This window comes from Streptomonospora salina (assembly GCF_014204715.1).
Taxonomy (GTDB): Bacteria; Actinomycetota; Actinomycetes; order Streptosporangiales; family Streptosporangiaceae; genus Streptomonospora; species Streptomonospora salina.
This window is the reverse complement of record NZ_JACHLY010000001.1, coordinates 3,579,549-3,601,499: the sequence shown is the minus strand read 5'-3', so window position 1 is coordinate 3,601,499 and position 21,951 is coordinate 3,579,549. Positions and strand designations below refer to the sequence as shown.

At 73.7% G+C, this 21,951-nt stretch carries 15 protein-coding genes; 8 read left to right on the top strand and 7 right to left on the bottom strand.

What is annotated here, in order from left to right:
- Together mazG and cysC are read right to left on the bottom strand one after the other, a co-directional pair.
- On the bottom strand, positions 1-735 hold the full coding sequence (gene mazG, locus HNR25_RS16325; RefSeq protein ID WP_184636415.1) for a nucleoside triphosphate pyrophosphohydrolase: 735 nt from the start codon (positions 733-735) through the stop codon (positions 1-3).
- A complete protein-coding gene (gene cysC, locus HNR25_RS16320) occupies positions 735-2,336 on the bottom strand; it encodes an adenylyl-sulfate kinase (RefSeq protein ID WP_246463697.1) in 1,602 nt (533 codons plus the stop codon). Before cysC ends, mazG begins: the two co-directional genes overlap by 1 nt.
- A gap of 622 nt (positions 2,337-2,958) precedes the next feature.
- Here cysC and mfd point away from each other — a divergent pair.
- The 8 genes from mfd (at position 2,959) to HNR25_RS16280 (ending at position 16,025) form a co-directional block, all read left to right on the top strand.
- A complete protein-coding gene (gene mfd / locus HNR25_RS16315; protein WP_184636412.1) occupies positions 2,959-6,621 on the top strand; it encodes a transcription-repair coupling factor in 3,663 nt (1,220 codons plus the stop codon).
- A 386-nt stretch (positions 6,622-7,007) separates the two neighbouring features.
- Positions 7,008-8,660 carry a Wzz/FepE/Etk N-terminal domain-containing protein gene (locus tag HNR25_RS16310; RefSeq protein ID WP_184636410.1) on the top strand — a complete coding sequence of 551 codons (1,653 nt, stop codon included), beginning with the start codon at positions 7,008-7,010 and terminating at the stop codon, positions 8,658-8,660.
- Between the two features lie 5 nt (positions 8,661-8,665).
- Positions 8,666-10,174, top strand: coding sequence for a ligase (locus HNR25_RS16305; RefSeq protein ID WP_246463694.1), 1,509 nt, complete (start codon positions 8,666-8,668; stop codon positions 10,172-10,174).
- On the top strand, positions 10,171-11,397 hold the full coding sequence (locus HNR25_RS16300; protein ID WP_184636408.1) for a phosphotransferase: 1,227 nt from the start codon (positions 10,171-10,173) through the stop codon (positions 11,395-11,397). Before HNR25_RS16305 ends, HNR25_RS16300 begins: the two co-directional genes overlap by 4 nt.
- 76 nt (positions 11,398-11,473) lie before the next feature.
- On the top strand, positions 11,474-12,349 hold the full coding sequence (locus tag HNR25_RS16295) for a sulfotransferase family protein (protein WP_184636406.1): 876 nt from the start codon (positions 11,474-11,476) through the stop codon (positions 12,347-12,349).
- Positions 12,337-13,929, top strand: a complete 1,593-nt coding sequence (locus tag HNR25_RS16290; RefSeq protein WP_184636404.1) for a lipopolysaccharide biosynthesis protein — start codon at positions 12,337-12,339, stop codon at positions 13,927-13,929. Before HNR25_RS16295 ends, HNR25_RS16290 begins: the two co-directional genes overlap by 13 nt.
- An 81-nt stretch (positions 13,930-14,010) precedes the next feature.
- A complete protein-coding gene (locus tag HNR25_RS16285) occupies positions 14,011-14,469 on the top strand; it encodes a glycosyltransferase family 28 protein (protein WP_184636402.1) in 459 nt (152 codons plus the stop codon).
- 101 nt (positions 14,470-14,570) lie between these two features.
- Positions 14,571-16,025, top strand: a complete 1,455-nt coding sequence (locus tag HNR25_RS16280) for a glycosyltransferase (RefSeq protein WP_312862733.1) — start codon at positions 14,571-14,573, stop codon at positions 16,023-16,025.
- Between the two features lie 68 nt (positions 16,026-16,093).
- On the opposite strand, the gene HNR25_RS16275 is transcribed toward HNR25_RS16280, so the two are convergent.
- The 5 genes from HNR25_RS16275 to HNR25_RS16255 all read right to left on the bottom strand — a co-directional run bounded on the left by HNR25_RS16275 (position 16,094) and on the right by HNR25_RS16255 (position 21,948).
- Positions 16,094-17,614 (bottom strand): glycoside hydrolase family 26 protein, encoded by a 1,521-nt coding sequence (locus HNR25_RS16275; protein WP_312862576.1) that lies wholly within the window; start codon positions 17,612-17,614, stop codon positions 16,094-16,096.
- Positions 17,615-17,832: 218 nt separating this feature from the next.
- Positions 17,833-18,723, bottom strand: coding sequence for a sulfotransferase (locus HNR25_RS16270; protein ID WP_184639406.1), 891 nt, complete (start codon positions 18,721-18,723; stop codon positions 17,833-17,835).
- Positions 18,724-18,860: 137 nt separating this feature from the next.
- Complete coding sequence (locus HNR25_RS16265) at positions 18,861-20,129, bottom strand: sulfate adenylyltransferase subunit 1 (protein ID WP_184636398.1); 1,269 nt, start codon at positions 20,127-20,129, stop codon at positions 18,861-18,863.
- Between the two features lie 41 nt (positions 20,130-20,170).
- Complete coding sequence (cysD, locus tag HNR25_RS16260) at positions 20,171-21,103, bottom strand: sulfate adenylyltransferase subunit CysD (protein WP_184636396.1); 933 nt, start codon at positions 21,101-21,103, stop codon at positions 20,171-20,173.
- A 53-nt stretch (positions 21,104-21,156) separates the two neighbouring features.
- Positions 21,157-21,948 (bottom strand): 3'(2'),5'-bisphosphate nucleotidase CysQ, encoded by a 792-nt coding sequence (locus HNR25_RS16255; RefSeq protein WP_312862575.1) that lies wholly within the window; start codon positions 21,946-21,948, stop codon positions 21,157-21,159.
- Positions 21,949-21,951: the final 3 nt, after the last annotated feature.

The following is a 21,951-nucleotide window of genomic DNA, read 5'->3' as shown; positions in this document are numbered from 1 at the left end:
TCACCGCCAGTAGGAGCGCCACTGCTCGCGGGTCAGCGAACGCGGGTCGAGCCCGTCGGCCCGCGCGCGGCCTTCGGCGGCGCGCACCCGGGCGTCGAAGCGGCGCGCCGCCGACCGCAAGTCGATCTCGGGGTCGGCGCCGCTGCGGCGCTCCTCGGCCACGCCCGCGAACAGCGCGCCACCGCCGTCGCCGTCGTCGTCGACCAGCTCCTCCGGCACCCCGTTGCGCACGGCCCGCTTCTGCAGCTCGTAGGCCAACAGGGCAGCGGGCTGGCCGAAGGGGACGCCCTCCAGCACGGAATCCCCGCGGCCCTTCTCCACGCGCTCGGCGGCCTTGATGGTCTCCCAGTTCGCGCGCACGTCGTCGGCACTCTCGACCTCGGCGCCGCCGAACACGTGCGGATGGCGCCGCGTGAGCTTGTCCACGATGCCGGCGGCGACGTCGTCGACGGTGAAGCCCTCCGCACCGCGGTCTTCGGCGACCCGGGCGTGGAACACGACCTGCAGCAGCACGTCGCCCAGCTCCTCGCGCAGCGTCGCCAGATCGCCCTGCTCGATGGTCTCCAGCGTCTCGTAGGCCTCTTCGATGAGGTACTTGGCCAGCGAGGAATGGGTCTGGGCGGCGTCCCAGGGGCACTCCCGCCGCAGCACGTCCATCACGGCGACCAGTTCCAGCACGCGGCCGCCGCGCGCAGTGCCGCCGCTCTCCGCGGATCCGCCGGTCTCGGTGCTCATCACGCCTCCTGCGGCGTCGGCGGCTCGTCCGCGTCCCGGTTCTCCGCGCCGCGGTCCTGCTCGGTCGGCAGCCACCCGCCCGCGCGCAGGGCGTCGAGCGCCTCGGCGACCGACTCGCCGACGGTACGGCCCTCGGTGCCGAGCACCAGCTCGGCGTCCTCCGGCTCCTCATACGGGTCGGATATCCCGGTGAACTCGGGGATCTCGCCGGCACGGGCCTTGGCGTAGAGGCCCTTGCGGTCGCGCTCCTCGCACACCTCCAGCGGGGTGGCCACGTGCACGAGGAAGAAGTCGCCCACCTCTTCGACCATCGCCCGCACCTCGGCGCGCGTGGCGGCGTAGGGCGCGATGGGGGCGCAGACGGCGACACCGCCGTGGCGGGCGACCTCGGACGCCACATAGCCGATCCGCCGCACGTTCATATCGCGGTCGGCGCGCGAGAAGGTCAGGCCCGCCGACAGCATCCGGCGTACGACGTCCCCGTCGAGCAGGGTCAGCGTGCGCCCCGACTTGCGGATGCCCTCGGCCACCCCGCGGGCGATCGTGGACTTGCCCGACCCCGACAGCCCGGTGAAGAACACCGTGAGCCCGCGCTCGGTGCGCGGCGGGCGGATGCGTGCCAGTTCGGCGGCCACCCGCGCGGGGGTGAACCAGGCGGGCAGCTCGCGGCCCAGAGCCAGCGTCTCCTCGACCTCGGCTTCGTCCGGCAGCCGCGCGGCGGCCCCGGGCTCCACCTCGCCGGCCGGCCGCCACTGCGCCTGTGCGGTGTCGTAGGCCAGATCGGGCGCGCGCACCGCCGGTACGGGCAGCTCGTCGCCGGCGGGCACCGGGTCGCCGAGCGCCAGCAGCCGCGTGGCGCCGTAAGCGGCGGCGACGTGAGCCCGGAGCAGTTCGCGGCGCTCGGACGCGGCCGAACCGCCGGCACCGGCGCGGGGAAGCGTCGCCACGACGAAGCGGGCGGGGGCCGGCAGCAGCGGTTCGGCGGCCAGCACCACCGGCGCCGTTCCCGCACTCTCCAGCGGGGCGTCGATGATCACCAGCACCTCCGCGCGGGCGCCGCCGCCCGTATCGTCGGCGGCGGCGCGGATCCGGTGGAGTTCACGGTGGTGCAGCGGGCGGTCGGTAACCACGGCCAGTACCGGGATCCCCCCGTCCCCGGCGAGCTCGCGCCGGCCGCGGACCTGCTCGGGCGAGCTGCGCAGGTGGCGCAGGGCGCCGTAGACGGGCGGCTGGCAGAAGCGCACCTCGCCGGCCAGCCGGTGGCCGGGCGCGCCGTCGCCGTCCTGCGGGTCCTCCGCACCGGACCACCAGCGCTCACGGACCCGCAGCTCCGCCAGAGGCGCGCCCTCGGGGTCGGTCAGGGTCAGCCGCTCGGCGTCGGCCAGCGCGTCGGGCACCGGGAGGGTGACCGGTACCGGCCACGCGCTCCCGTCGGGCAGCCGACCGTGCTTGGTGACCGAGTCGGCCTCTTCGCGGGTCATGAACCCGGCCAGGGGATACGCCCCGCTGAGGATCAGCTCCAGGTGGGCCAGACTCGCCGGATCGGGCGCGAAATCCTGTGCCGCCGCCTCGCCTCCGCTGCGGTCACCACTGTCGCTCAACCCGGCCTCCCTGATCGTCTCCGCTGCGGCTTCTGCGCAACAGCGTATTCGCGCCGGTGCGTCGGCGGCACGCCCGCCCGCCGCCCTCGCCGAAGCACGACGCCGCGCGCATGGGAACACCTCGGGCGGGTCAGGTGTTGTGCCTGGTGATCAGTGCACGTGCCATACGCTCCGCCCCGGCGCGACCGGTTCCTGTCGCGCCAGGGCAGCGGACCGGTGCCGACCGGGTCGCCGACCGCGACCCGACGCATCGGACCGGCGGACATGTGCGCCGCGCGGCCGTCGATGCGCCGCCCGGCGCACCCGATCCCGATCCCGATCCGAGCGCTTCGCCCGGGCCGCACACGCGGGTGCGGCGCCGCGTGCGCGACACGGAGCCAAGGAGGGGGCATGACCTGGGAAACGCCGCGGATGCGCGACTCCGTGCACCCGCGGGCACCGGGCGGCGTAGGCTGGCCTACGGGGAGCCCGTCGCCCCGCCGAGGGCCGGGCACCGATCCGCCGCGGAGCACGTCCGGTGCGCCGCACCCGGCAGCCGCACGTCCCGGGCAACCGCTCCCCCGATCGCGCGCCGCGGAGCGCAGCACGGCCCAATCCCTGTCACAGTCTTCTCTCTGGTGATATGACGCCCTCGCAATCGTCCACCGCCCACAACGGTGACGCACAGCGCCCGCTCACCGGGCTCCTTTCCGTGGTCTCCGACGACCCCGCCCTCAGCCGGGCGGTCGAGACCGCCCGTACCGGCGGGGACCCCCGCCTCGACCTCGTGGCGCCGGCATCGCTGCGCCCGTTCGTGATCGCGGCGCTGGCCGCCGACGCTCCCGTGGGCGCCGAGCGCCCGGTGCTGGCCGTCACCGCGACCGAGCGCGAGGCGGGCGACCTCACCGAGGCGCTGAAATCGCTGCTTCCGGAGAACTCGGTCGCCGACTTCCCGGCGTGGGAGACGCTGCCGCACGAGCGCCTCTCGCCCCGCTCCGACACGGTCGGCCAGCGGCTGGCCGTGCTGCGGCGCCTGGCCCACCCGGACCCGGCCGACCCGCTCACGGCTCCGCTGCGCGTCGTGGTCGCACCGGTGCGCAGCGTCCTGCAGCCGCTGGTGGGCGGGCTGGGCGACCTCACCCCGGTACGCGTCCGCCAAGGCGACGAAGTCGGCCTGGAGGATCTGGTCCAGTCGCTGGTCGACGCCGGCTACGCCCGGACCGACCTGGTCGAGAAGCGCGGCGACATCGCGGTTCGGGGCGGGATCCTGGACGTGTTTCCGCCCACCGAGGAACACCCGCTGCGCCTGGAGTTCTGGGGCGACCAGGTCGAGGAGATCCGCTACTTCCAGGTCGCCGACCAGCGCTCGCTCAGCGAGGACGCCCGGGCCGAGGCCGAGTCCGGACTGTTCGCGCCGCCGTGCCGGGAACTGCTGCTGACCCCGCGGGTGCGGGAGCGCGCCCGCGCGCTGTCCGCGCAGTACCCGGCGGTTTCGGAGGTGCTGGACAAGCTCGCCGACGGCGTGACCGTCGAAGGCATGGAAGCGTTCGCCTCCGTGCTGGCCGACCGCATGGAACCGCTGTTCGACTACCTGCCTAAGGGTGCCCACATCGTCGGCTGCGACCCCGAGCGCATCCGCAGTCGCGCACTGGAGCTGGAGGCCACCAGCCGGGAGTTCCTCGACGCCTCCTGGATCAACGCCGCCTCCGGCGGCGAGGCCCCCATCGACCTGGGCGGATCGGTCTACAAGTCCATCGCCGAGGTCCGCTCCGACGCCGATGCGCGCGGGCTGGCCTGGTGGTCGATCTCGCCGTTCGACTCCGGCGGCGTCGCCGAGGCGCCGCAGGACGCGGCCGGCGAGGACGACGGCGGCGGCGACGGCGGCTTGGAGCTGGGCGCGGCGGCCGCCGACACCTACCGCGGCGATACCGAGCGCGCTCTGGCCGACGTGAAGTCGTGGCTGCACGACAGCTGGAGCGTCGTACTGCTGACACCCGGGCACGGCCCCGCCGAGCGGCTCGTGTCCATGCTGCACGACGCCGGGCTCGGGGCCCGGCTGCGCTCGGAGGTCGACACCCCGCCCGAACCGGCGGTGGCCACGGTCGCCACCGGCATGATCGAGCACGGGTTCGTGTGGCGGTCGGTGCGCCTGGTGGTACTGACCGAAACCGACCTCGCCGGCCAGCGGTCCTCCACCCGCGACATGCGCCGCATGCCCAGCCGGCGCCGCGGCACCGTCGACCCGCTGCAGCTCAAGTCGGGCGACTACGTCGTCCACGAGCAGCACGGCGTGGGCCGCTTCATCGAGATGGTCAGCCGCAGCATCCAGGGCGCCACCCGCGACTACCTGGTCATCGAGTACGCCGCCAGCAAGCGCGGCCAACCCGGCGACCGGCTGTTCGTCCCCACCGACCAGCTCGACGAGGTCACGCGCCACGTCGGCGGCGAAGCGCCCACCCTGTCCAAGATGGGCGGCGCCGACTGGTCCAAGACCAAGAGCCGTGCGCGCAAGGCCGTCCGCGAGATCGCCGGCGACCTGATCCGCCTCTACAGCGCCCGCCAGGCCTCCCCCGGACACGCCTTCGAAGCCGACACGCCCTGGCAGGCCGAGCTGGAGGACGCCTTCCCCTACGTCGAGACCCCCGACCAGCTCGCGGCGATCGAGGAAGTCAAGCGGGACATGGAGAAGCCGGTTCCGATGGACCGGCTCATCTGCGGCGACGTCGGCTACGGCAAGACCGAGGTCGCCGTGCGCGCCGCGTTCAAGGCGGTGCAGGACGGCAAACAGGTGGCGGTGCTGGTGCCCACCACCCTGCTGGTCCAGCAGCACATGTCCACGTTCACCGAGCGCTACGCCTCGTTCCCGGTGACGGTACGGGCGATGTCGCGCTTCCAGACCGAGGGCGAGGTCGAGGCCACGCGCGAGGGGCTGCGCACGGGCGCCATCGACGTCGTGATCGGGACGCACCGGCTGCTGTCCAGCGAAACCAAGATGAAGAACCTCGGTCTGATCATCATCGACGAGGAGCAGCGCTTCGGGGTCGAGCACAAGGAGGCCCTGAAGCGGCTGCGCACCCAGGTCGACGTGCTGGCGATGTCGGCCACCCCCATCCCGCGCACCCTGGAGATGGGCATGACCGGCATCCGCGAGATGACCACCATCCTCACCCCTCCCGAGGAACGGCATCCCGTACTCACCTTCGTCGGGCCCTACGAGGAGAAGCAGATCGCCGCGGCCGTCCGGCGGGAGCTGATGCGCGAAGGCCAGGTGTTCTTCGTGCACAACCGGGTGGCGTCGATCGACAAGGTCGCGTCGTCGATCAGCCGGCTGGTGCCCGAGGCGCGGGTCGCCTATGCCCACGGGCAGATGAACGAGCAGCAGCTCGAACGGGTGATGATCGACTTCTGGGAGAAGAACTACGACGTCCTGGTGTCCACGACGATCGTCGAGTCCGGACTGGACGTACCCAACGCCAATACGCTGATCGTCGACCGCGCCGACACCTACGGGCTGGCGCAGCTGCACCAGCTGCGCGGCCGCGTCGGACGCGGGCGCGAGCGGGCCTACGCCTACTTCCTGTACCCGCCGGAGCGGCCGCTGAGCGAGACCGCCCACGAGCGGCTGGCCACGGTCGCCCAGCACACCGAGACCGGCGCGGGCATGTACGTGGCGATGAAGGACCTGGAGATCCGGGGCGCGGGCAACATCCTGGGCGCCGAGCAGTCCGGCAGCATCGCCGGGGTCGGGTTCGACCTGTACGTGCGTATGGTCGGCGAAGCCGTGCGTGAGCTCAAGGGCGACGCGAGCGCGAGCGAGGACGAGACCGAGACCCGGGTCGAGCTGCCCATCGACGCCCACATCCCGCACGACTACGTGCCCGGGGAGCGGCTGCGGCTGCAGGCCTACAAGCGCATCGCCGGCGTCACCGGCGAGGACGACATCGCCGCGGCCCGGGAGGAGCTGGTCGACCGCTACGGCCCGCTGCCCGAAGCCGTGGGCAACCTGATGGAGGTCGCCCGGTTCCGGGTGCTGGCCAAGAGCGCCGGGCTCAGCGACGTCGTGCTGCAGGGCAGCCAGATCCGGTTCGCCCCGGTCGAGCTGCGCGAGTCCCAGCGCCTGCGGCTCAAGCGGCTGCACCCGAAGGCCGTGTACAAGGAACCCGCCCAGACCCTCCTGGTCCCGGCCCCCAAGGCCGGCGGCCTGGGCGGCCGCCAGCTGCGCGACCTGGAACTGCTCACGTGGTGCCGCGAACTCGTCGAGGCGGTCTTCGAACCCGGCAAACGGGAGGCGCCGGCGTCGTCCTGATGTGATGTCCTGGCACGTTGGTAACAGCCGACACGCCTCGAACAGCGGTTGAACAAGAAGAGGGCCTTCTGATCCCGGTGTGGATGTCACGTCTGCACCGATGCTCAGGAGGCCCTCGTGTGCCACGGTAACGCGCCACTGACCCCCACCGGGCGCCTGCGGCTGGAGAGGCACCCTCCGGGAACCACATAGAACCGGCCACCACAACGGCTGCGGCAATGGGGCGCAGCTCGCCCAGCGAGCAAGCCGGCTTGCCGCAACCTCTGTAGTGGCCGGCTCCATTTCCCGGACGCGCGTGTGGATCACCGGCACGTGACCGTAAAACAACTACTCTTGGTGTTTGTTGCAGCACCGAAAGTGGTATCCGGGGAAAGGATCGGGCCGGTATGGACACCTCCGCCGGAGGAGACCTCGCTGAAACGGCGGCCGCTCTGCGCCGCCGGTGGCGCGTGGTGGCCGCGTGTACCGCCGCCGGGCTGGCGCTCGCGGCGGCCGCCCTGGCGGTGGCGCCGCGAACCTACACCTCGACCGCGTCGGTGCACGTCCACCCCACCGGCGTACCCGAACTCACCGGCGAACTCTCCGGGCGCTCCGACGGCGAGGTCAACCTCGACACCGAGGCGCAGATCGTGCGGTCGGCCGAGGTCTCGGATGCGGTCGCGGACCGGCTCGGATCCGGCGCCGATCCCGCCGAACTGCGGCGCAGGGTCGACGTCGGCGTGCCGCCCAACAGCAGCGTGCTGGAGATCTCCTATCCCGGCTCTTCTCCGCAGGCGGCCCGGCGCATCTCGGCCGCGTTCGCCGACGCCTACCTCTCCTACCGCCGGGACCGGACCGACCAGAAGATCGGCCGTGTCCTGTCCTCGCTGCGGGACGAAGCCGACGCCCGCTACACGGAGCTGGACGGGATCGCCGACGGCGGCGGCGCGGCCGGGCAAGGGCGCGCCGCCGCCGTGCAGGGCGAGATCGCCGAGCTGAACAAGGAGATCCGCCCCCTGGCCGCACTGCGGTCCTCGGTCGTGCCCGGCAGGATCATCACCCCGGCCACCCTGCCCGATGAGGCGTCCGCTCCCGTTCCGGAGCTGTGGGCGGCCGCCGGCGGCGTGTTGGGGCTGGCCGCCGGACTCGCGGCGGCCGTGGGAGCGGACCGGCGCGATCCCCGGCTGCGGACCGTGGGCGGCACCGAGCGGGCCGCCGGCACCGCGGTACTGCTCGGCCCCTCGCGCTGCGCGGAGCGCGCCGACGGCCCGGCTGCCGCACCGGAGACCGAGCGGGAGGCGCAGGAGGCCAACCGGGCCGCTCTGGGACTGGCCGCCGGGATCGGCGACCGCGGCACGCACCGCAGCGGCGGCGCCGTCGTACTCGTTCCGGGCGTGTCCCCCGGCACCGACTCCGGAGCCGCGGCGACCCGCATCGCCGCCGCCCTGGCGCGCGTGGGCGCCGACGTACTGCTGGTGCGCGCCGACCCCGCCGCGTCGGCCGCGGCCGACGGCGCCGGGCTGGCCGACGCGCTGCTCGGCGGAGCCGAGCCCGCCGAACTGGAGCGGCGCACCGCCGACGCGCCCGGACTGCGCATCCTCGACTACGGCGGCGCGGACGCCGCCGGCATGCTGCAGCGCCCGGCCATGGCGCGATTGCTGGACCGCCTGCGGACGCAGGCCGACTACGTCGTCGTCGCCACCGCGCCCACCGGCGAGCGCGCCGACGCCTGCGCGCTGGCCCGCGGCGCCGACGCCGTCGTCCCGGTGGTCGAGCTGGGCGCGACCCGCGCCGAAGACCTGCGTTCGGCGCTGGCCGCCTTCGCGGGCGTGGACGCCCCCGTGGCCGGAACCGTGGCGGCCCTTCGCCGCTCCCGGGCGACGCGGGGGCCGGCGCGCAGGCGCGGCGGAACGGCGGAGCGTGCGGCCGACCCGCACCGGGAGGAGTCCGGCGCACAGCGCCACCGCCGGAGCGGGGAACGCGGCGCGGCCGACGGGTCCGCCGCGCCGCCGGACGGCGCCGCCGACCGGGACCGTGCCGACCTTGCCCTGAAGCGCTGATCCCGATGTCCGACGACCTGTCCCCCGTGCGCACCGGCGGGCGCCCGCCGGCCGGCGGCGGCACGGCGGCCGCCGCGGGCGCCTCTCCCGCACGGCCCGATCCGGCCGGTGCCGCGGAGAGCGCGCCGGCGCGTCTGCTGCACCGCCTGCTGCGCCCCGGATGGCCGGTGCTGTGGCTGCTGGCCGGGTACCCGCTGTGGTGGGCGCTGGGACTGGGCCGGTTCGCGTTCGTCGTGTTCGCCGTACCGATGGCCGTCGCACTGGTGCGGCGCCACCGGACCGTCGGCCTCCGGCTGCCGCCCGGGTTCGGGCTGTGGGCGCTGTTCCTGCTGTGGTGCGCCGCCGGGCTCACCCTCGTCGGCGCCACGCCTGCGGGCACGGTTCCCGGCAGCGGCGGCCCGGCGGGGGCGTTGGCGCGGCTGGCCGGGTATCTCGCGCTGACCGTCCTGCTCCTCTACGTCGGCAACCTCGGCCGCCGCGAGCTGAGCGATACGGACGTAGCGCGAGCGCTGGGGTGGCTGTGCCTGGCGACCGTCGCCGGCGGGTTGCTGGGCCTGGCGGCTCCGCGTTTCGAGTTCACGTCGCCGATGGAACTGCTGCTTCCGGCCGGGCTGGCCGCCCACCCCTACGTGCAGGACCTCATCCACCCCGCTTCATCCCAGGTCATGGAGGTTCTCGGCTATGAGTCCGCGCGTCCGAAGGCCCCGTGGGAGTACACCAACACCTGGGGCAACATGCTGTCGCTGCTGCTGGTGTGGCTGGTGGCGGGCTGGATGGGGGCCCGGGAGCCGGCGGCCGGCCGGGCGGGAGCGGCGCGGCGCTCCCGCGCCGACCGGGTGCGGGTCTGCATCGCGGTCGCGGCGATCGCGGCGGCGGCCGTCCCGGTCGTCTACTCGCTGAACCGGGCGGTGTGGGCGGGCCTGGCGCTGTCCTCGGCCTTCGTGCTGCTCCAGCTGCTGCGGCGGGGCAACGCCGCGGCGGTGGCGGCCACGGGCGCCGCCGCGGCCGCCGCGCTGCTGGCCGTACTGCTGTCGCCGCTGACGGACGTGGTCCACGAGCGGCTCGACAGTCCGCACAGCGACGGCGGCCGTGCCGCGAGCAGCGCCGCGGCCGTGCGGGCCGCCAACGCTTCGCCGGTGGTGGGCTGGGGGACGACGCGGGACATGGCGGGCAGTCCGCAGTCGATCGCGATCGGGCCCTCGCCGGACTGCCCCGACTGCGGCAACCACACCATCGGCAACAACGGCCAGTTCTGGCTGCTGCTGGTGGCCAACGGATGGGTGGGCGCCGCGCTGTTCCTCGCGTTCTTCGCCCAGGCGCTGTGGCGCTACCGCCACGCGACCTCCGTGACGGGTTCGGCGGCGCTGCTGTCGATCCTGCTGCTGCTCTGGTACATGTTCTTCTACGTCGCGCTCGCGGCGCCGCTGGCCGTCACGATGATCGGCGTCGCCCTGCTGTGGCGGCGCTCGGCCGGGGCCGGCGGCGCCTCGGCCGTGCCGGGAGGTGCGCGGTGAACGGCGAGACGACGTATCTGACCGGCCTGGCCGAGGTGCTGTGGCCGTGCGGCGGGCTGCTGGGGCGCGGAGAGCCGCGGAGGACCCGCGGCGGCTCGCCGCACGCGGGGACCCGCGCGTACCTTCCGGTGCCCTCGGCACACGATCCGCGGGTGATCCTGCCGGTGGCCGACCGCTACGCCGCCACCCGCGCGATCGCCGCCTTCTCCCAGTGCCACTCGCTCCGGGAGCGGCTGCGCGCGACAGCACTCACGCTGGCTTTCGCCAGCGGTCTGGCGCCGCTGCTGCTGCGCGACCGACTGCACGTGGGACCCGGCCGCACCGTCGAGCACGCGCTGTCGGCGGCGCTGGACCGCCGCGTGGTCATCGCGGTCCATGTCGGGCCGCCGCGGGCCAACCGCAAGCCCGTCCTGCTGCTGCTCACTCCGGCGGGGCGCACCGTGGGCTACGCGAAGATCGGGGTCGACGAGCTGACCTCGCGCCTGGTGCGTTCGGAGACCCGCGCGCTGGAGCGGCTGACGCACGCGCGCCTGCCGGAGATCACCGTGCCGCGGCTGCTGCACGAGGGCGAATGGAACGGCCGTCCGCTGCTGGTGCAGGACGCGCTGCCGGTCGGCTCCCAGACCGACCGGCCCACCCCGCGCCAGCTGCTGCGCTGCGTAGTGCAGATCAGCGCCTTGGAGCCGGTTCGGGTGCTGCCGCTGTCGCAGAGCCCCTACCGCGCGTCGCTGGCCGAGCGGATCGCGGCGCTGGGCGAGCGTCCCGAGACCGCTCCGCTGCGCGCGTGCCTGGACCGGCTGCCCGACGCCCACCTTCCGTTCGGCGCCTGGCACGGCGACCTGACCAGGTGGAACGTCGCCGCCACCCCGCGGCGCGCGTTCGTGTGGGACTGGGAGCGGCTCGCCTTCGGCGTGCCCGTGGGATTCGACGCGCTGCACTACGAACTCAACGAGTGCGTGCAGCACGGGGTGCATCCGGGTGTGCACCGCTGGCTGGACACCGGTGCGCGCCTGCTGCGCGATCCGCTCCTGTCCGCGGCCGGCGTCGCCCCGGGCACGGAGGCGACGGTCATGGCCCTGTACCTGATCGACCTGGCGACGCGGTATTTGCACGACCGGCAGGCCGAGGCGGGTTCGCGCATGGCTGCGGTCGACGACTGGCTGCTTCCGGCGCTGGCCGGCCTGCAGGACCGCGCCGCCCGCGAGATCCACGACGCCGGATGAGCCCGGCCGCCCGCCCGCACCGGCTCCGGCCCGCGGGCGGCACCGGCCCCACGCACGGTCCACGGGAAGGTCCCCGATGCCCGACACCACCACCGGCCGGCTGCCGCTGCCGGAACCCGTCAAGTATTCGGTGCGCTCGGTGCACGCAGCGCTCGGGCAGGCGACGCGCGGCGTACGCACCCTGCCCACGTTCGTCGTGGCCGGCGCGCAGCGGTGCGGCACCACGTCGCTGTTCCGATCCCTGGCCCAGCATCCCCAGGTCGCGGGCCCGCCGCTGCGCAAGGGGGTGCACTACTTCGACACCGGCTACCACCACGGGCTGGACTGGTACCGCGGGCACTTCCCGCTGCGCGTCCTGGTCCGCCCGGGCAGCGGGCGCCCGCGCATCGAGGTGGGCGAGTCCAGCCCGTACTACCTGTTCCATCCGCTGGCGGCCGAGCGGCTGGCGCGCGACCTGCCGGGGGTGAAGGCGGTGGTCATGCTCCGCGACCCGGCCGAGCGCGCCTACTCGGCGCACAGCCACGAACTCGCGCGCGGGTTCGAGACGGAGCCGTTCGAGCGCGCGCTGGAGCTGGAGGCCGATCGGCTGAACGGCGAGGAGGAGCGGTTGCGCACCGACCCGGCGGCGCATTCGCACTCCCACCAGCACCACGCCTACCTGGCGCGCGGCCGCTACGCCGAGCAGCTGCAGCGGCTGGAGCGGCACCTGGGGCGCCACCGGATTCACCTCGTCGAGAGCGAGGCGTTCTTCGCCGATCCCGAACGCGTCTTCGCCGGCGTCGAGGACTTCCTGGGCATCACCCACTGCGAACGCATCCGGTTCGGCCGGCGCAACGCGCGCCCCCGCGAGGGGATGCCCGCCGGGATGCGCGCCCGGCTGGACGCGTATTTCGCCGGTCCCGACCGGGAGCTCGCCGTGTGGTGGGGGCGGGCTCCGGTATGGCGGGAGTGAGCACCGCGGCGCGCGACCGGACGGGACTGGGCCGGGTCGCCCGCGGCGGCGCGTTGAACATGGCCGGCGCCGCCGGCGGCGCTCTGCTGAACCTGGGGCTCGTCGTCGCGATCACTCGCGGGTTCTCCCCGGATACGGCGGGGGTGCTGTTCGCGGCGACCTCGGTGTTCCTGATCGGCTCCGCCGTGGCCGGCCTGGGCACTCCCAGCGGCCTGGTCTACTTCCTGTCCCGGATGCAGGCCCGCGGTACCGGGCACGCGGCTGCGCGGGTGCTGCGCACCGCCCTGGGCCCGGCGGTGGCCGCATCGCTGGGGGCCGCGGCCGCGATGGCGGTACTCGCCGACGACCTGGCCGGACTCATCGGCGAGCCGGACGCGGCGACCTACCTGCGGCTGCTGGCCGTCTTCCTGCCTTTCGCGGTGGTCACCGAAGCAGCGCTCGCGGCAACCCGGGCTTACCACGTGATGCGGGCGGGGGTGCTGCTGGACAAGCTCGGCCGCCCGCTGGGCCAGCTGGCCCTCGTCTGCACGGCGGCGGCGACCGGGTCCGCCGGCCTGCTGGCGGTGGCCTGGGCGGGGCCGTATCTGCCGGCGGCGGTGCTGGCGTGGTGGTGGATGCGCCGTGTCGTCGGCGCGCACCGTCCGGAGGCACCACCCGGCCCCGCAGTGCTTCCGGTCTCCCCCGGCTCGCCGGGGACGGCCGGGGCGGGTGAGCCGTCCGACGGTGCCGGGGAGCAGGTATCGCCCCGCGCGTTCTGGGCGTTCTCGCTGCCCCGCTCGGCGGCCGGGATCGCCCAGCTGGGCATCCAACGCGCGGGCGTGGTGTTCACGGCTGCATTGGCCGGAGCCGCCGAAGCGGCGGTGTTCACGGCGGCCTCGCGTTTCCCGGTGGTCGGCCAGTTCGCCGCCCAGGCGCTGCAGTTCGCGGCCGAGCCGCGGCTGGCCGAGCTGCTGGCGGCCGGAGACCGCCGCGGCGCCTCGACCCTGTTCCGCGCGAGCACCGCGTGGCTGATCTGCCTGACCTGGCCGCTGTTCCTCCCCGCGATGGTCTACGCGCCGCTGCTGATGGAGCTGTTCGGGCCGGACTACGCCGCAGGATCGCGGGCGCTCGTCGTGGTGTGCCTGGCGCAGCTGCTGGCTTCCGGGCTGGGGATGGGCGACCTGGTGCTGACCATGACCGGGCGGACCCGGTCGAACCTGGTCAACAATCTGCTTGCGCTGGCCGCCGACGTCGCGCTGTGCCTGCTCCTGGTTCCGGCCGCCGGAGCGAGCGGCGCAGCGGCCGCGTGGGCGGGTGCGATCGCCGTCCGCAAGTCGCTCCCCCTGGTCCAGCTGGTGCGCTCGCCCGGGATACACCCCTTCGACCGGCGATGGGCGCTGGCCACGGGCAGCTGCCTGGTGTGGTTCGGCGCGGTCCCGGCGCTGTCGGCCGCGGCGCTGGGGACGGGGCCGGGGTCGCTGGCCGCCGCGCTGGCCGCGGGATCGGCGGGATTCGCGGCGACGCTGTGGCTCCTGCGCGGCCCGCTGGAGCTGGATCTGCTGCTGCGGCGCGGCGGGGCCCCCGTCGGCGCCGCCGGCTGATCGGCGGGTGCGCCCCTCCCCGACCCGCGACATGACTCTGAGCTATTAATTGATTACTCTTCGCTGTGTAATGATGGTGCCATGCCGACCTCCCCGATCCTCTTCGTCGCGTCGAGCGGCGGCCACCTCGCCCAGTTGTGGTCACTGCGGCCCTGGTGGATCCGCCACCGCCGGATCTGGGTCACCTTCCCCACCGCCGACGCGCTCCAGCGACTCGACGGCGAGGACGTCCGCCCGGCGCACCACCCCACAACCCGCCATCCGGGCAACCTGCTGCGCAACACGGTGCTCGCGGTACGCACGCTGGCCCGCGTCCGCCCCGCGGCCGTGGTCTCCACCGGGGCCGGGGTCGCGCTGCCGTTCTTCGCACTTGCGTGGCTGCTGCGCATTCCCACCGTCTACATCGAGGTCTACGACCGCATCGACACGCCGCCGCTGACGACGCGGCTGTGCCGCCCCTTCACCCGGCTGTACCTCGCCCAGTGGGAGGAGCAGCGCGCGTTCCTTCCCAGCGCCGTGACCGTGGGGCCGCTGCTGTGACCGGCGCGGGCCCGCACGGGCGCGGCCCCGCCGACGCCGCCGGCCCCGCCGACGCCGCAGCGGAGCGGCATGCGGATCCGGACGCAGGCCGCCGTCCGCTGGTGCTGGTGGCCGTGGGCACCGACCACCACCCCTTCACCCGGTTGATCGACTGGTCCGACTCCTACGCGCTCGACCGGCCGGACGTAGAGGTCCTGGTCCAGCACGGGGCCTCGGCCGCACCCGCGTCCGCCGCGGGCACCGCCTACTTCGAGCCAGGCGGCCTCGCCGCCGCCATGACGGGGGCCGCGGCCGTGGTCACCCACGGCGGACCCGCCACCGTCGCCGAAGCGCGCGACGCCGGGCACCTTCCCGTCGCCGTCGCACGCGACCCCGAGTTGCGCGAGCACGTCGACGACCACCAACTGCGCTTCGTCGGCCGCCTCGACGCGGCCGGGCTGGTGCGCGCCTGCTCCAGCTACCAGCAGTTCCGCTCCACCCTCGACAAGGCGCTGACCCAGCCCGACGACTTCCGGCTGCCGGACGGCGCGGGCGCCGGCACCGCGGCCGCCGCCCACCGGGCGGGCGGCCTCATCGACCTGCTCACCGGCGCCCACCGCCCGCGCCCCGACCTGCCGCTCCCGCGTCCGGACGCCCACGCGCACGAGCAGTGGCCCGCTATCACCGCGGTCGTACCGACCCGCGATCGTCCCGAACTGCTGCGGCAGACCCTCGATCACATCCGCGCACAGGACTACCCGGGCACGGTGCACACCCTCGTGGTCTTCGACGGCGCCGACCCCGACCGCTCGCTGGAGCGCGACGACGGCGGGCGGCCGGTGCGCGTGCTGGCCAGCACGGCGGCGCCGGGGCTGGCCGGCGCCCGCAACACCGGCATCCTGGCCGCCGGAACCGAAATGGTGGCCTTCTGCGACGACGACGATCTCTGGCTGCCCGGCAAACTGCGCGCCCAGGCCGCGGTGCTGGGTGCCGAGCCCGACACCGAAGTGGTCTGCTGCGGTATCCGCGTCGCCTACGACGGCGCCGAGTCCGACCGGGTGCTGCCGCGAACCGCGGTGGGCTTCGCCGACCTGCTGCGCTCCCGGCTGACCGAGTTGCACCCTTCGACGTTCCTGCTGCGGCGCAGCGCTCTGATCGGCGGGTGCGGCACCGTCGACGAGGGGATCCCCGGCGGGTACGGCGAGGACTACGAACTGCTGCTGCGGCTGTCCCGGCGCGCTCCGATCCGCAACGTGGGCGAGCCGCTCGTGCGGGTGCTGTGGCACCGGCGGTCCTATTTCGGCGGCCGGTGGCAGACGATCGCCACCGCGCTGCGCTGGCTGCTCACCGCCTACCCGGAGTTCCGGCTGGTCCCGCGCGGCTATGCGCGCGTCGCCGGGCAGATCGCCTTCGCCGAGGCCGCAGCGGGCCGGCGCGGCGCCGCCCTGCGGTGGTCCGCGGCCGCGCTGCGGGCCAGGTGGAGCGAACCGCGCGCCGTCCTGGCCGCGGCCGTGGCCTGCGGGCTGCCGCCGGGCGCGGTGCTGAGCGCTGTGAACAGGCGCGGCCGGGGGGTCTGACGGACGGGCGGCCGGCCGCGGAGGTCGGACCCGCCCGCGGCGCACGGCACCGGGATCCCGGTCGCCGCTCACCGCGCGCCGGGATCGCCGGGCCGACGCGCCCGGTCGGCCAGCTCCACGGCGTCGCCGACGGCCTCGCGGGCGCGGCGGGGGACGTCGACGTAGGCGTGGTCGGAGGCCTGAAGGTAGCCGCGGGTGGCGTGGCGGTCCTGCAGGACCCGGAAGTCGCAGGTGGGCGCGGTGATCCCGTCCCACAGCTTGACGGCGCGGATGCGCTCGTAGTCCTCCAGCACTCCGGGGACGTCGGCGTACCACTCCCGGGTGGCTTCGGGATCGCCCGGAATGGGGACGGTCCCCATCTCACCGATCATCACCGGCTTCTCCGGGGCGATTCCGTGCTCGGGTCCTTCGTTCTGGATCCACTCGTAGGCCGGACGCAGCGCCTCCTCGAAGGTGTCGACGTGGTCCCAGTCGGGCTGGAGCCGGCACCCGGTCATGTTGTAGGCCTCCCAGCTGATCCAGTCGACGTAGCCGTTGCCCGGCCACAACCCGGGCAGCCGGTCGAGGTTGGCCGGCCAGCCGGTCACGTTCCACACGAAGACGGCGTTTCCGGCGCCGCTGTCGCGGTAGAGGTCGACGATGTGCCGCCAGGCGCCGACGAACTCCTCGGGTGTGCCCCGGGTGTTGTAGCGCTTGTCGGCGTCGGCTTCGTGGTCGAAGGTGACGAAGAACGGCGTGCCGAGATCGGCGATGCGGCGCGCTTGGCCCCGCAGCGCGTCGTCGAAACGGCCGTCGACGATGTCGCTGTAGCTCTGCGCGGGGTGCCCGTCGGCGTTGAACCGCTTGGCTTCGATGTTGGCGTGGACGAAGCGGCCCTCTTCGGCGAGCTTGCGCTCCTCGTCCGTTGGCACACGGCTCTGGTCGACGCCGTGCCAGGTGTAGACGATGTCCAGCCGGCGGCCGACCGCGGTCTCCAGCGGTTCCACGTCGCCGCGGTACGGGCTCGCTCCCCACCACACGCCGCAGGTCGGTTCCACGAGGGCGGTGACGGTGCACTCGGGCGACGGCGGCGGGGACGGTGCCGGCGTGGGCGCGGGCGACGGCCCGGGGGTGGGTGCAGGGCCGGGATAGCCGGGGTATCCGGGGTAGTCCGGCGAGGGCTGGGCGGTCTGCTCCGGCTCCGCGCTCGCCGAATGCGAGGGGAATCCCGTGGCCGGCGGGGCGGGATCGGCGCCGTCGGCGGCGTCCCCGCCCGGCGGCGGCACCGCGGGGCCGGGTTCGGGACCGGAGGGCTCGCCCGCAGGCGGAGCGGAGGCGTCGGCCGAGGGGTGCGGCGGGGACGGCGAGGCGGACGGCGGCCGGGACGCGGACGGCGGCGGCGCCGACTCCGCCTCGGCGGATCCCGTCGGCGCCGCGTACCCGGAAGCCGTGTCGGGCGGCGCGGGTCCGGAGGCGCCGGACGACGGGCGCAGGGTGCCGGCGCTCTCTTCGGGGAGGCCGGCGGGTACGGCGCCTGCGGAGTCCGCCGGAGGCGCGAGGGCGGAGGTGAACGCCCCGGCGGGGGCGCACGCCGTCACCGCGACCGCCACCGCGAGCGCGGTACCGCCGCAGCGCCCGGGCGTTCCGATCCCGTGGGCCCGCCGAGTGCCGCGGCTGCTCGGGCGGGCTCCTTCCCCCTTCCGCAGCTCCCTCATGGTCCAACAGTTATCACCCGAATACGGATCGTCACATCACGTCACAATCCATCGGCGCGCCGCATCCCCGATAAATCCGACACGGCGCGGCGCGGCCGGAGGGGCCAGGCGCCTCAGTAGCCGAACCTCGGCCGGCTGGGGCGGGTCAGGACGGATACCGCGATCCGGCCCGGAGCCCGCACGGCGCCGCTCGGAGCGGCGCCCGCGGACACCCGGACGGTGCCCGAGTCGAAGCGCATCGGATTGCCGGAGACCGTGTGGGCGGGCGACAGCCGCGCGGTTCCGGCCGCGTCGACGGGCAGCTCGCCGGCGTGCCCGGCGAACTCCGCCAGAGCCGCGAACTCGCCGGCGGGATCGGCTACGAAGTCCTCGTAGCGCACCCGCAGCGTCGGTACGCCCAGTCGGCTCACGCGCGCCAGCACCTCGTTCTGCACCGCCCACTGCACCGCTGCGCGGCCGGGCGAATAGCGGGCCATCTCCTGCTCGGGACTGGTCGCGGTGGCGTCGGGCCGCGGCACCCGCTTGCCCCAGGCGCGGGCGACGGCCTGCGGGTCGCGCAGCATGTGGACCAGGTGCAGGCGCGGCCCGTAGCGGTGGCGCAGGCAGGCCGCCAGGGAGGCGTGCTTGCTGGAGTCGACGATCACCCGGCATCCGCTGACCTGCGCGGCGGCGGCGTAGACCCGGTGGTACAGGGCGGTGTAGTCCGCCAGCCGCCGGGCCATACGCGCCGGGGGGCGGGCGCCCAGCAGCGACGGAACGAAGCGGGTGCGGTCGACGGAAGCCTTCAGCGCCAGGACCTCCGCCGCGTCGATCCGGTCCCAGCCGCCGAACGCCGCCTCGCCGACGTCCCGCCAGAATCCGCATTCGCCGAACGGGGCGCCGCAGCCGCAGGGCTCGCCGTCGACCAGCGCCCGGCGCCACATGTGCACCGCTTCGCCCAGCGAGCAGACGCCGGGCAGTTCACCCAGCAGCCGTTCGACGAGGGTGGAACCGGAGCGCCCCATGCCGCCGACGTAGAGCAGTCGGAAATCGTCCACAGGCGCAGACTAGTACCGTGCGCATCCGAACGGCTACGATACGCATCCGGGAATCCGGGGCCTCCCGGGCGCGCCGCCGGCGACCGGTCCGACCCCGGTTCCGATCACTCGGCCCGGACGATCATCCCGGCGCCGACCGTGGTGTTGGTGCCTTCCTCGATGAGGACGAACCCTCCGGTCAGCCGGTTGTCCTTGTACTCGTCGGCGAACAGCGGCTGGGTGGCGCGCATGCTGACCCGCCCGATCTCGTTCAGCGAGAGATCCTCCGCCTCTTCGTCGCGGTGCAGGCTGTTGACGTCCAGCCGGTAGCGGACGTCGCGCACCATGACCTTGGCGGTGCGGGTCGTGTGCTTGATGACCAGCTTGGAGCGCGGCGTGAGCTTGCGGCTCTCGGCCATCCAGCAGACCATCGCCTCGATGTCCTGGGAGGCCTCGGGCTGGTTGTTGGGCCGGCACAGCATGTCGCCGCGCGAGATGTCGATGTCGTCTTCGAGCAGCATCGTCACCGACAGGGGCGGGAACGCCTCGTCCAGCTCGCCGTCGGCGGTGAGGATCTTGGCGATCCGGCTGGTCAGCCCCGAGGGAAGGTGCATGATCTCGTCGCCGGCCTTGAACACCCCGCCGGACACCATCCCGGCGTAGCCGCGGTAGTCGTGCAGCTCGGGGTCGGCGGCGCGCTGCGGCCGGATGACGTTCTGCACGGGGAACCGCGCGTCGATCAGGTTCCGGTCGGAGGCGATGTGGACGTGCTCCAGGTGGTGCAGCAGCGAGGAGCCGTCGTACCACGGCATGTTGATGGACCGGTCGACCACGTTGTCGCCGTGCAGCGCGGAGATCGGGACGAAGGTGAGGTCGTTGACGTCGAGCTTGGTGGCGAACGCCGTGAACTCGTCCTTGATCTCGTCGAACCGCTCCTGGGAGTAGTCGACGAGGTCCATCTTGTTGATCGCCACGACCACGTGCGGCACCTGCAGCAGGGTGGTGAGGAAGGCGTGGCGGCGGCTCTGCTCCTGCAGGCCCTTGCGCGCGTCGACCAGGATGATCGCCAGGTCGGAGGTCGAGGCCCCGGTGACCATGTTGCGGGTGTACTGGATGTGGCCGGGGGTGTCGGCGATGATGAAGGTGCGCCGCGGCGTCGCGAAATAGCGGTAGGCGACGTCGATGGTGATGCCTTGCTCGCGCTCGGCGCGCAGGCCGTCGGTGAGCAGCGCCAGATTGGTCTGCTCTTCGCCGCGGCCGCGGCTGGTGCGCTCCACGGCGTCGAGCTGGTCCTCGAAGATCGACTTGGAGTCGAACAGGAGGCGGCCGATCAGGGTGGACTTTCCGTCGTCGACCGAGCCGGCCGTGGCGAACCGCAGAATGTCTGTACTCATATGCACGCGTTCCAAGTGGGTGGGGAGAGGGCGCCGGGCCGTTAGAAGTAGCCCTCGCGCTTGCGGTCTTCCATGGCCGCCTCGCTGGAGCGGTCGTCGGCGCGGGTCTGGCCGCGCTCGGTGACCCGGGTGGCGGCGATCTCGGCCATGATCTCCTCCAAGCTCGTGGCCGAGGAGCGCACCGCACCGGTGCAGGTCATGTCGCCCACCGTGCGGTAGCGGACGGTGGCCTCGAACAGCTCTTCGTCCTCGCCGCGGGTGATGTAGGGACCGTCGGAGAGCAGGATCCCGTCGCGCTCGAACACCGTGCGCCGGTGCGAGTAGTAGATCGGCGGCAGCTCGATCCGCTCGCGGGCGATGTAGCCCCACACGTCCAGCTCGGTCCAGTTGGACAGCGGGAACACCCGCATGTTCTCACCCGGGTTGATCCGGGTGTTGAAGATGTTCCACAGCTCGGGACGCTGCTGCTTGGGGTCCCACTGTCCGAACTCGTCGCGGAAGGAGAAGACGCGCTCCTTGGCGCGGGCCTTCTCCTCGTCGCGCCGCGCGCCGCCGAACGCGGCGTCGAAGCCGTGGGTTTCGAGCCCCTCCAGAAGCGCCGCCGTCTGCAGCCGGTTGCGGCTGGCCAGGCGGCCGGTGGGCTCGACGACCTTGCCTGCGTCGATCTGCTCCTGCACCGAGGCGACGACGAGCCTGACCCCGGCCTGCTCCAGGCGGCGGTCGCGGAACTCCATCACCTCGGGGAAGTTGTGTCCGGTGTCGACGTGCATCACCGGGAAGGGGATCGCCCCCGGCCAAAAGGCCTTCTCGGCGAGCCGCAGCATGACGAGGGAGTCCTTACCGCCCGAGAAGAGCAGAACCGGCCGCTCGAACTCGGCGGCAACCTCGCGCATGATGTAGATCGCCTCGGCCTCCAGGAAGTCCAGCTGGGACAGCTGGTACCTGCCGAGCGGTGCCGTACTGGCCTGACTCATGAACCCGCCTCACGCTCCTATGACACACACGATGGGTGGTTGCGGCTGTGCATTCATCCCGCCGCGTGCGGATCCGCGTCGTCGCGCTCGGCGACGCCGCGGATGCTGGCCAACAACATATTCGACAATTCCGGTCGACAGACAAGAATATCCGGCAGTGAGGGGTCCTTCCTGTTATAGGAGAGCTCGCTGCCGTCGATACGCGACGTATGGAGACCGGCCGCGCGCGCGACCGCCACCGGTGCGGCGCTGTCCCACTCGTACTGGCCGCCCGCGTGCACGTAGATGTCGGCGATCCCCAGCAGGACGGCGCAGATCTTGGCTCCGGCCGAGCCCATGGGGACGATCTCGGCGCCCATCTGGGTGGCCAGGCGCTGCACGAACTCCGGGGGGCGCGTGCGGCTGGTGGTGATGCGCAGCCGCTGTTCGGCGGGGCGCTCGTCGGGCAGCCACGGCGGGTCGACCGTGGAGACGGTGGTGCCCTGAGCGGGCAGCGACACCGCGCCCGCCGCGAGCTCGCCGTCCTCCCACAGCGCGACGTGCACGGCCCAGTCGGTGCGGCCCGACTCGGAGTACTCGCGGGTGCCGTCGAGCGGATCGATGATCCACACCCGCCGGGCGGTCAGCCGCGCCTGGTCGTCGATGCCCTCCTCGGAGAGCACGGCGTCGCTGGGGCGCAGGCGTCCCAGGCTGGAGAAGAGGAACTCGTGCGACGTGCGGTCGCCGAGCGTGCGCAGGACCTCGGGCTCCTCGAACCCCTGCCGGGCCCGCAGCCGGAGCAACTGCTGCCCCGCCTCGCTCGCCAGGTCGCGCGCGACTTCATGATCGTTTCGGATGCTGCTCACCGG

Bases quoted from the DNA above. Each gene is read 5' to 3' on its own strand.
- mfd (WP_184636412.1), top strand. From the start codon at position 2,959: ATGACGCCCTCGCAATCGTCCACCGCCCACAACGGTGACGCACAGCGC.
- HNR25_RS16285 (WP_184636402.1), top strand. From the start codon at position 14,011: ATGCCGACCTCCCCGATCCTCTTCGTCGCGTCGAGCGGCGGCCACCTC.
- HNR25_RS16310 (WP_184636410.1), top strand. From the start codon at position 7,008: ATGGACACCTCCGCCGGAGGAGACCTCGCTGAAACGGCGGCCGCTCTG.
- mazG (WP_184636415.1), bottom strand. From the start codon at position 735: ATGAGCACCGAGACCGGCGGATCCGCGGAGAGCGGCGGCACTGCGCGC.
- HNR25_RS16290 (WP_184636404.1), top strand. From the start codon at position 12,337: ATGGCGGGAGTGAGCACCGCGGCGCGCGACCGGACGGGACTGGGCCGG.
- HNR25_RS16295 (WP_184636406.1), top strand. From the start codon at position 11,474: ATGCCCGACACCACCACCGGCCGGCTGCCGCTGCCGGAACCCGTCAAG.
- HNR25_RS16270 (WP_184639406.1), bottom strand. From the start codon at position 18,723: ATGGGGCGCTCCGGTTCCACCCTCGTCGAACGGCTGCTGGGTGAACTG.
- HNR25_RS16265 (WP_184636398.1), bottom strand. From the start codon at position 20,129: ATGAGTACAGACATTCTGCGGTTCGCCACGGCCGGCTCGGTCGACGAC.
- HNR25_RS16305 (WP_246463694.1), top strand. From the start codon at position 8,666: ATGTCCGACGACCTGTCCCCCGTGCGCACCGGCGGGCGCCCGCCGGCC.
- cysD (WP_184636396.1), bottom strand. From the start codon at position 21,103: ATGAGTCAGGCCAGTACGGCACCGCTCGGCAGGTACCAGCTGTCCCAG.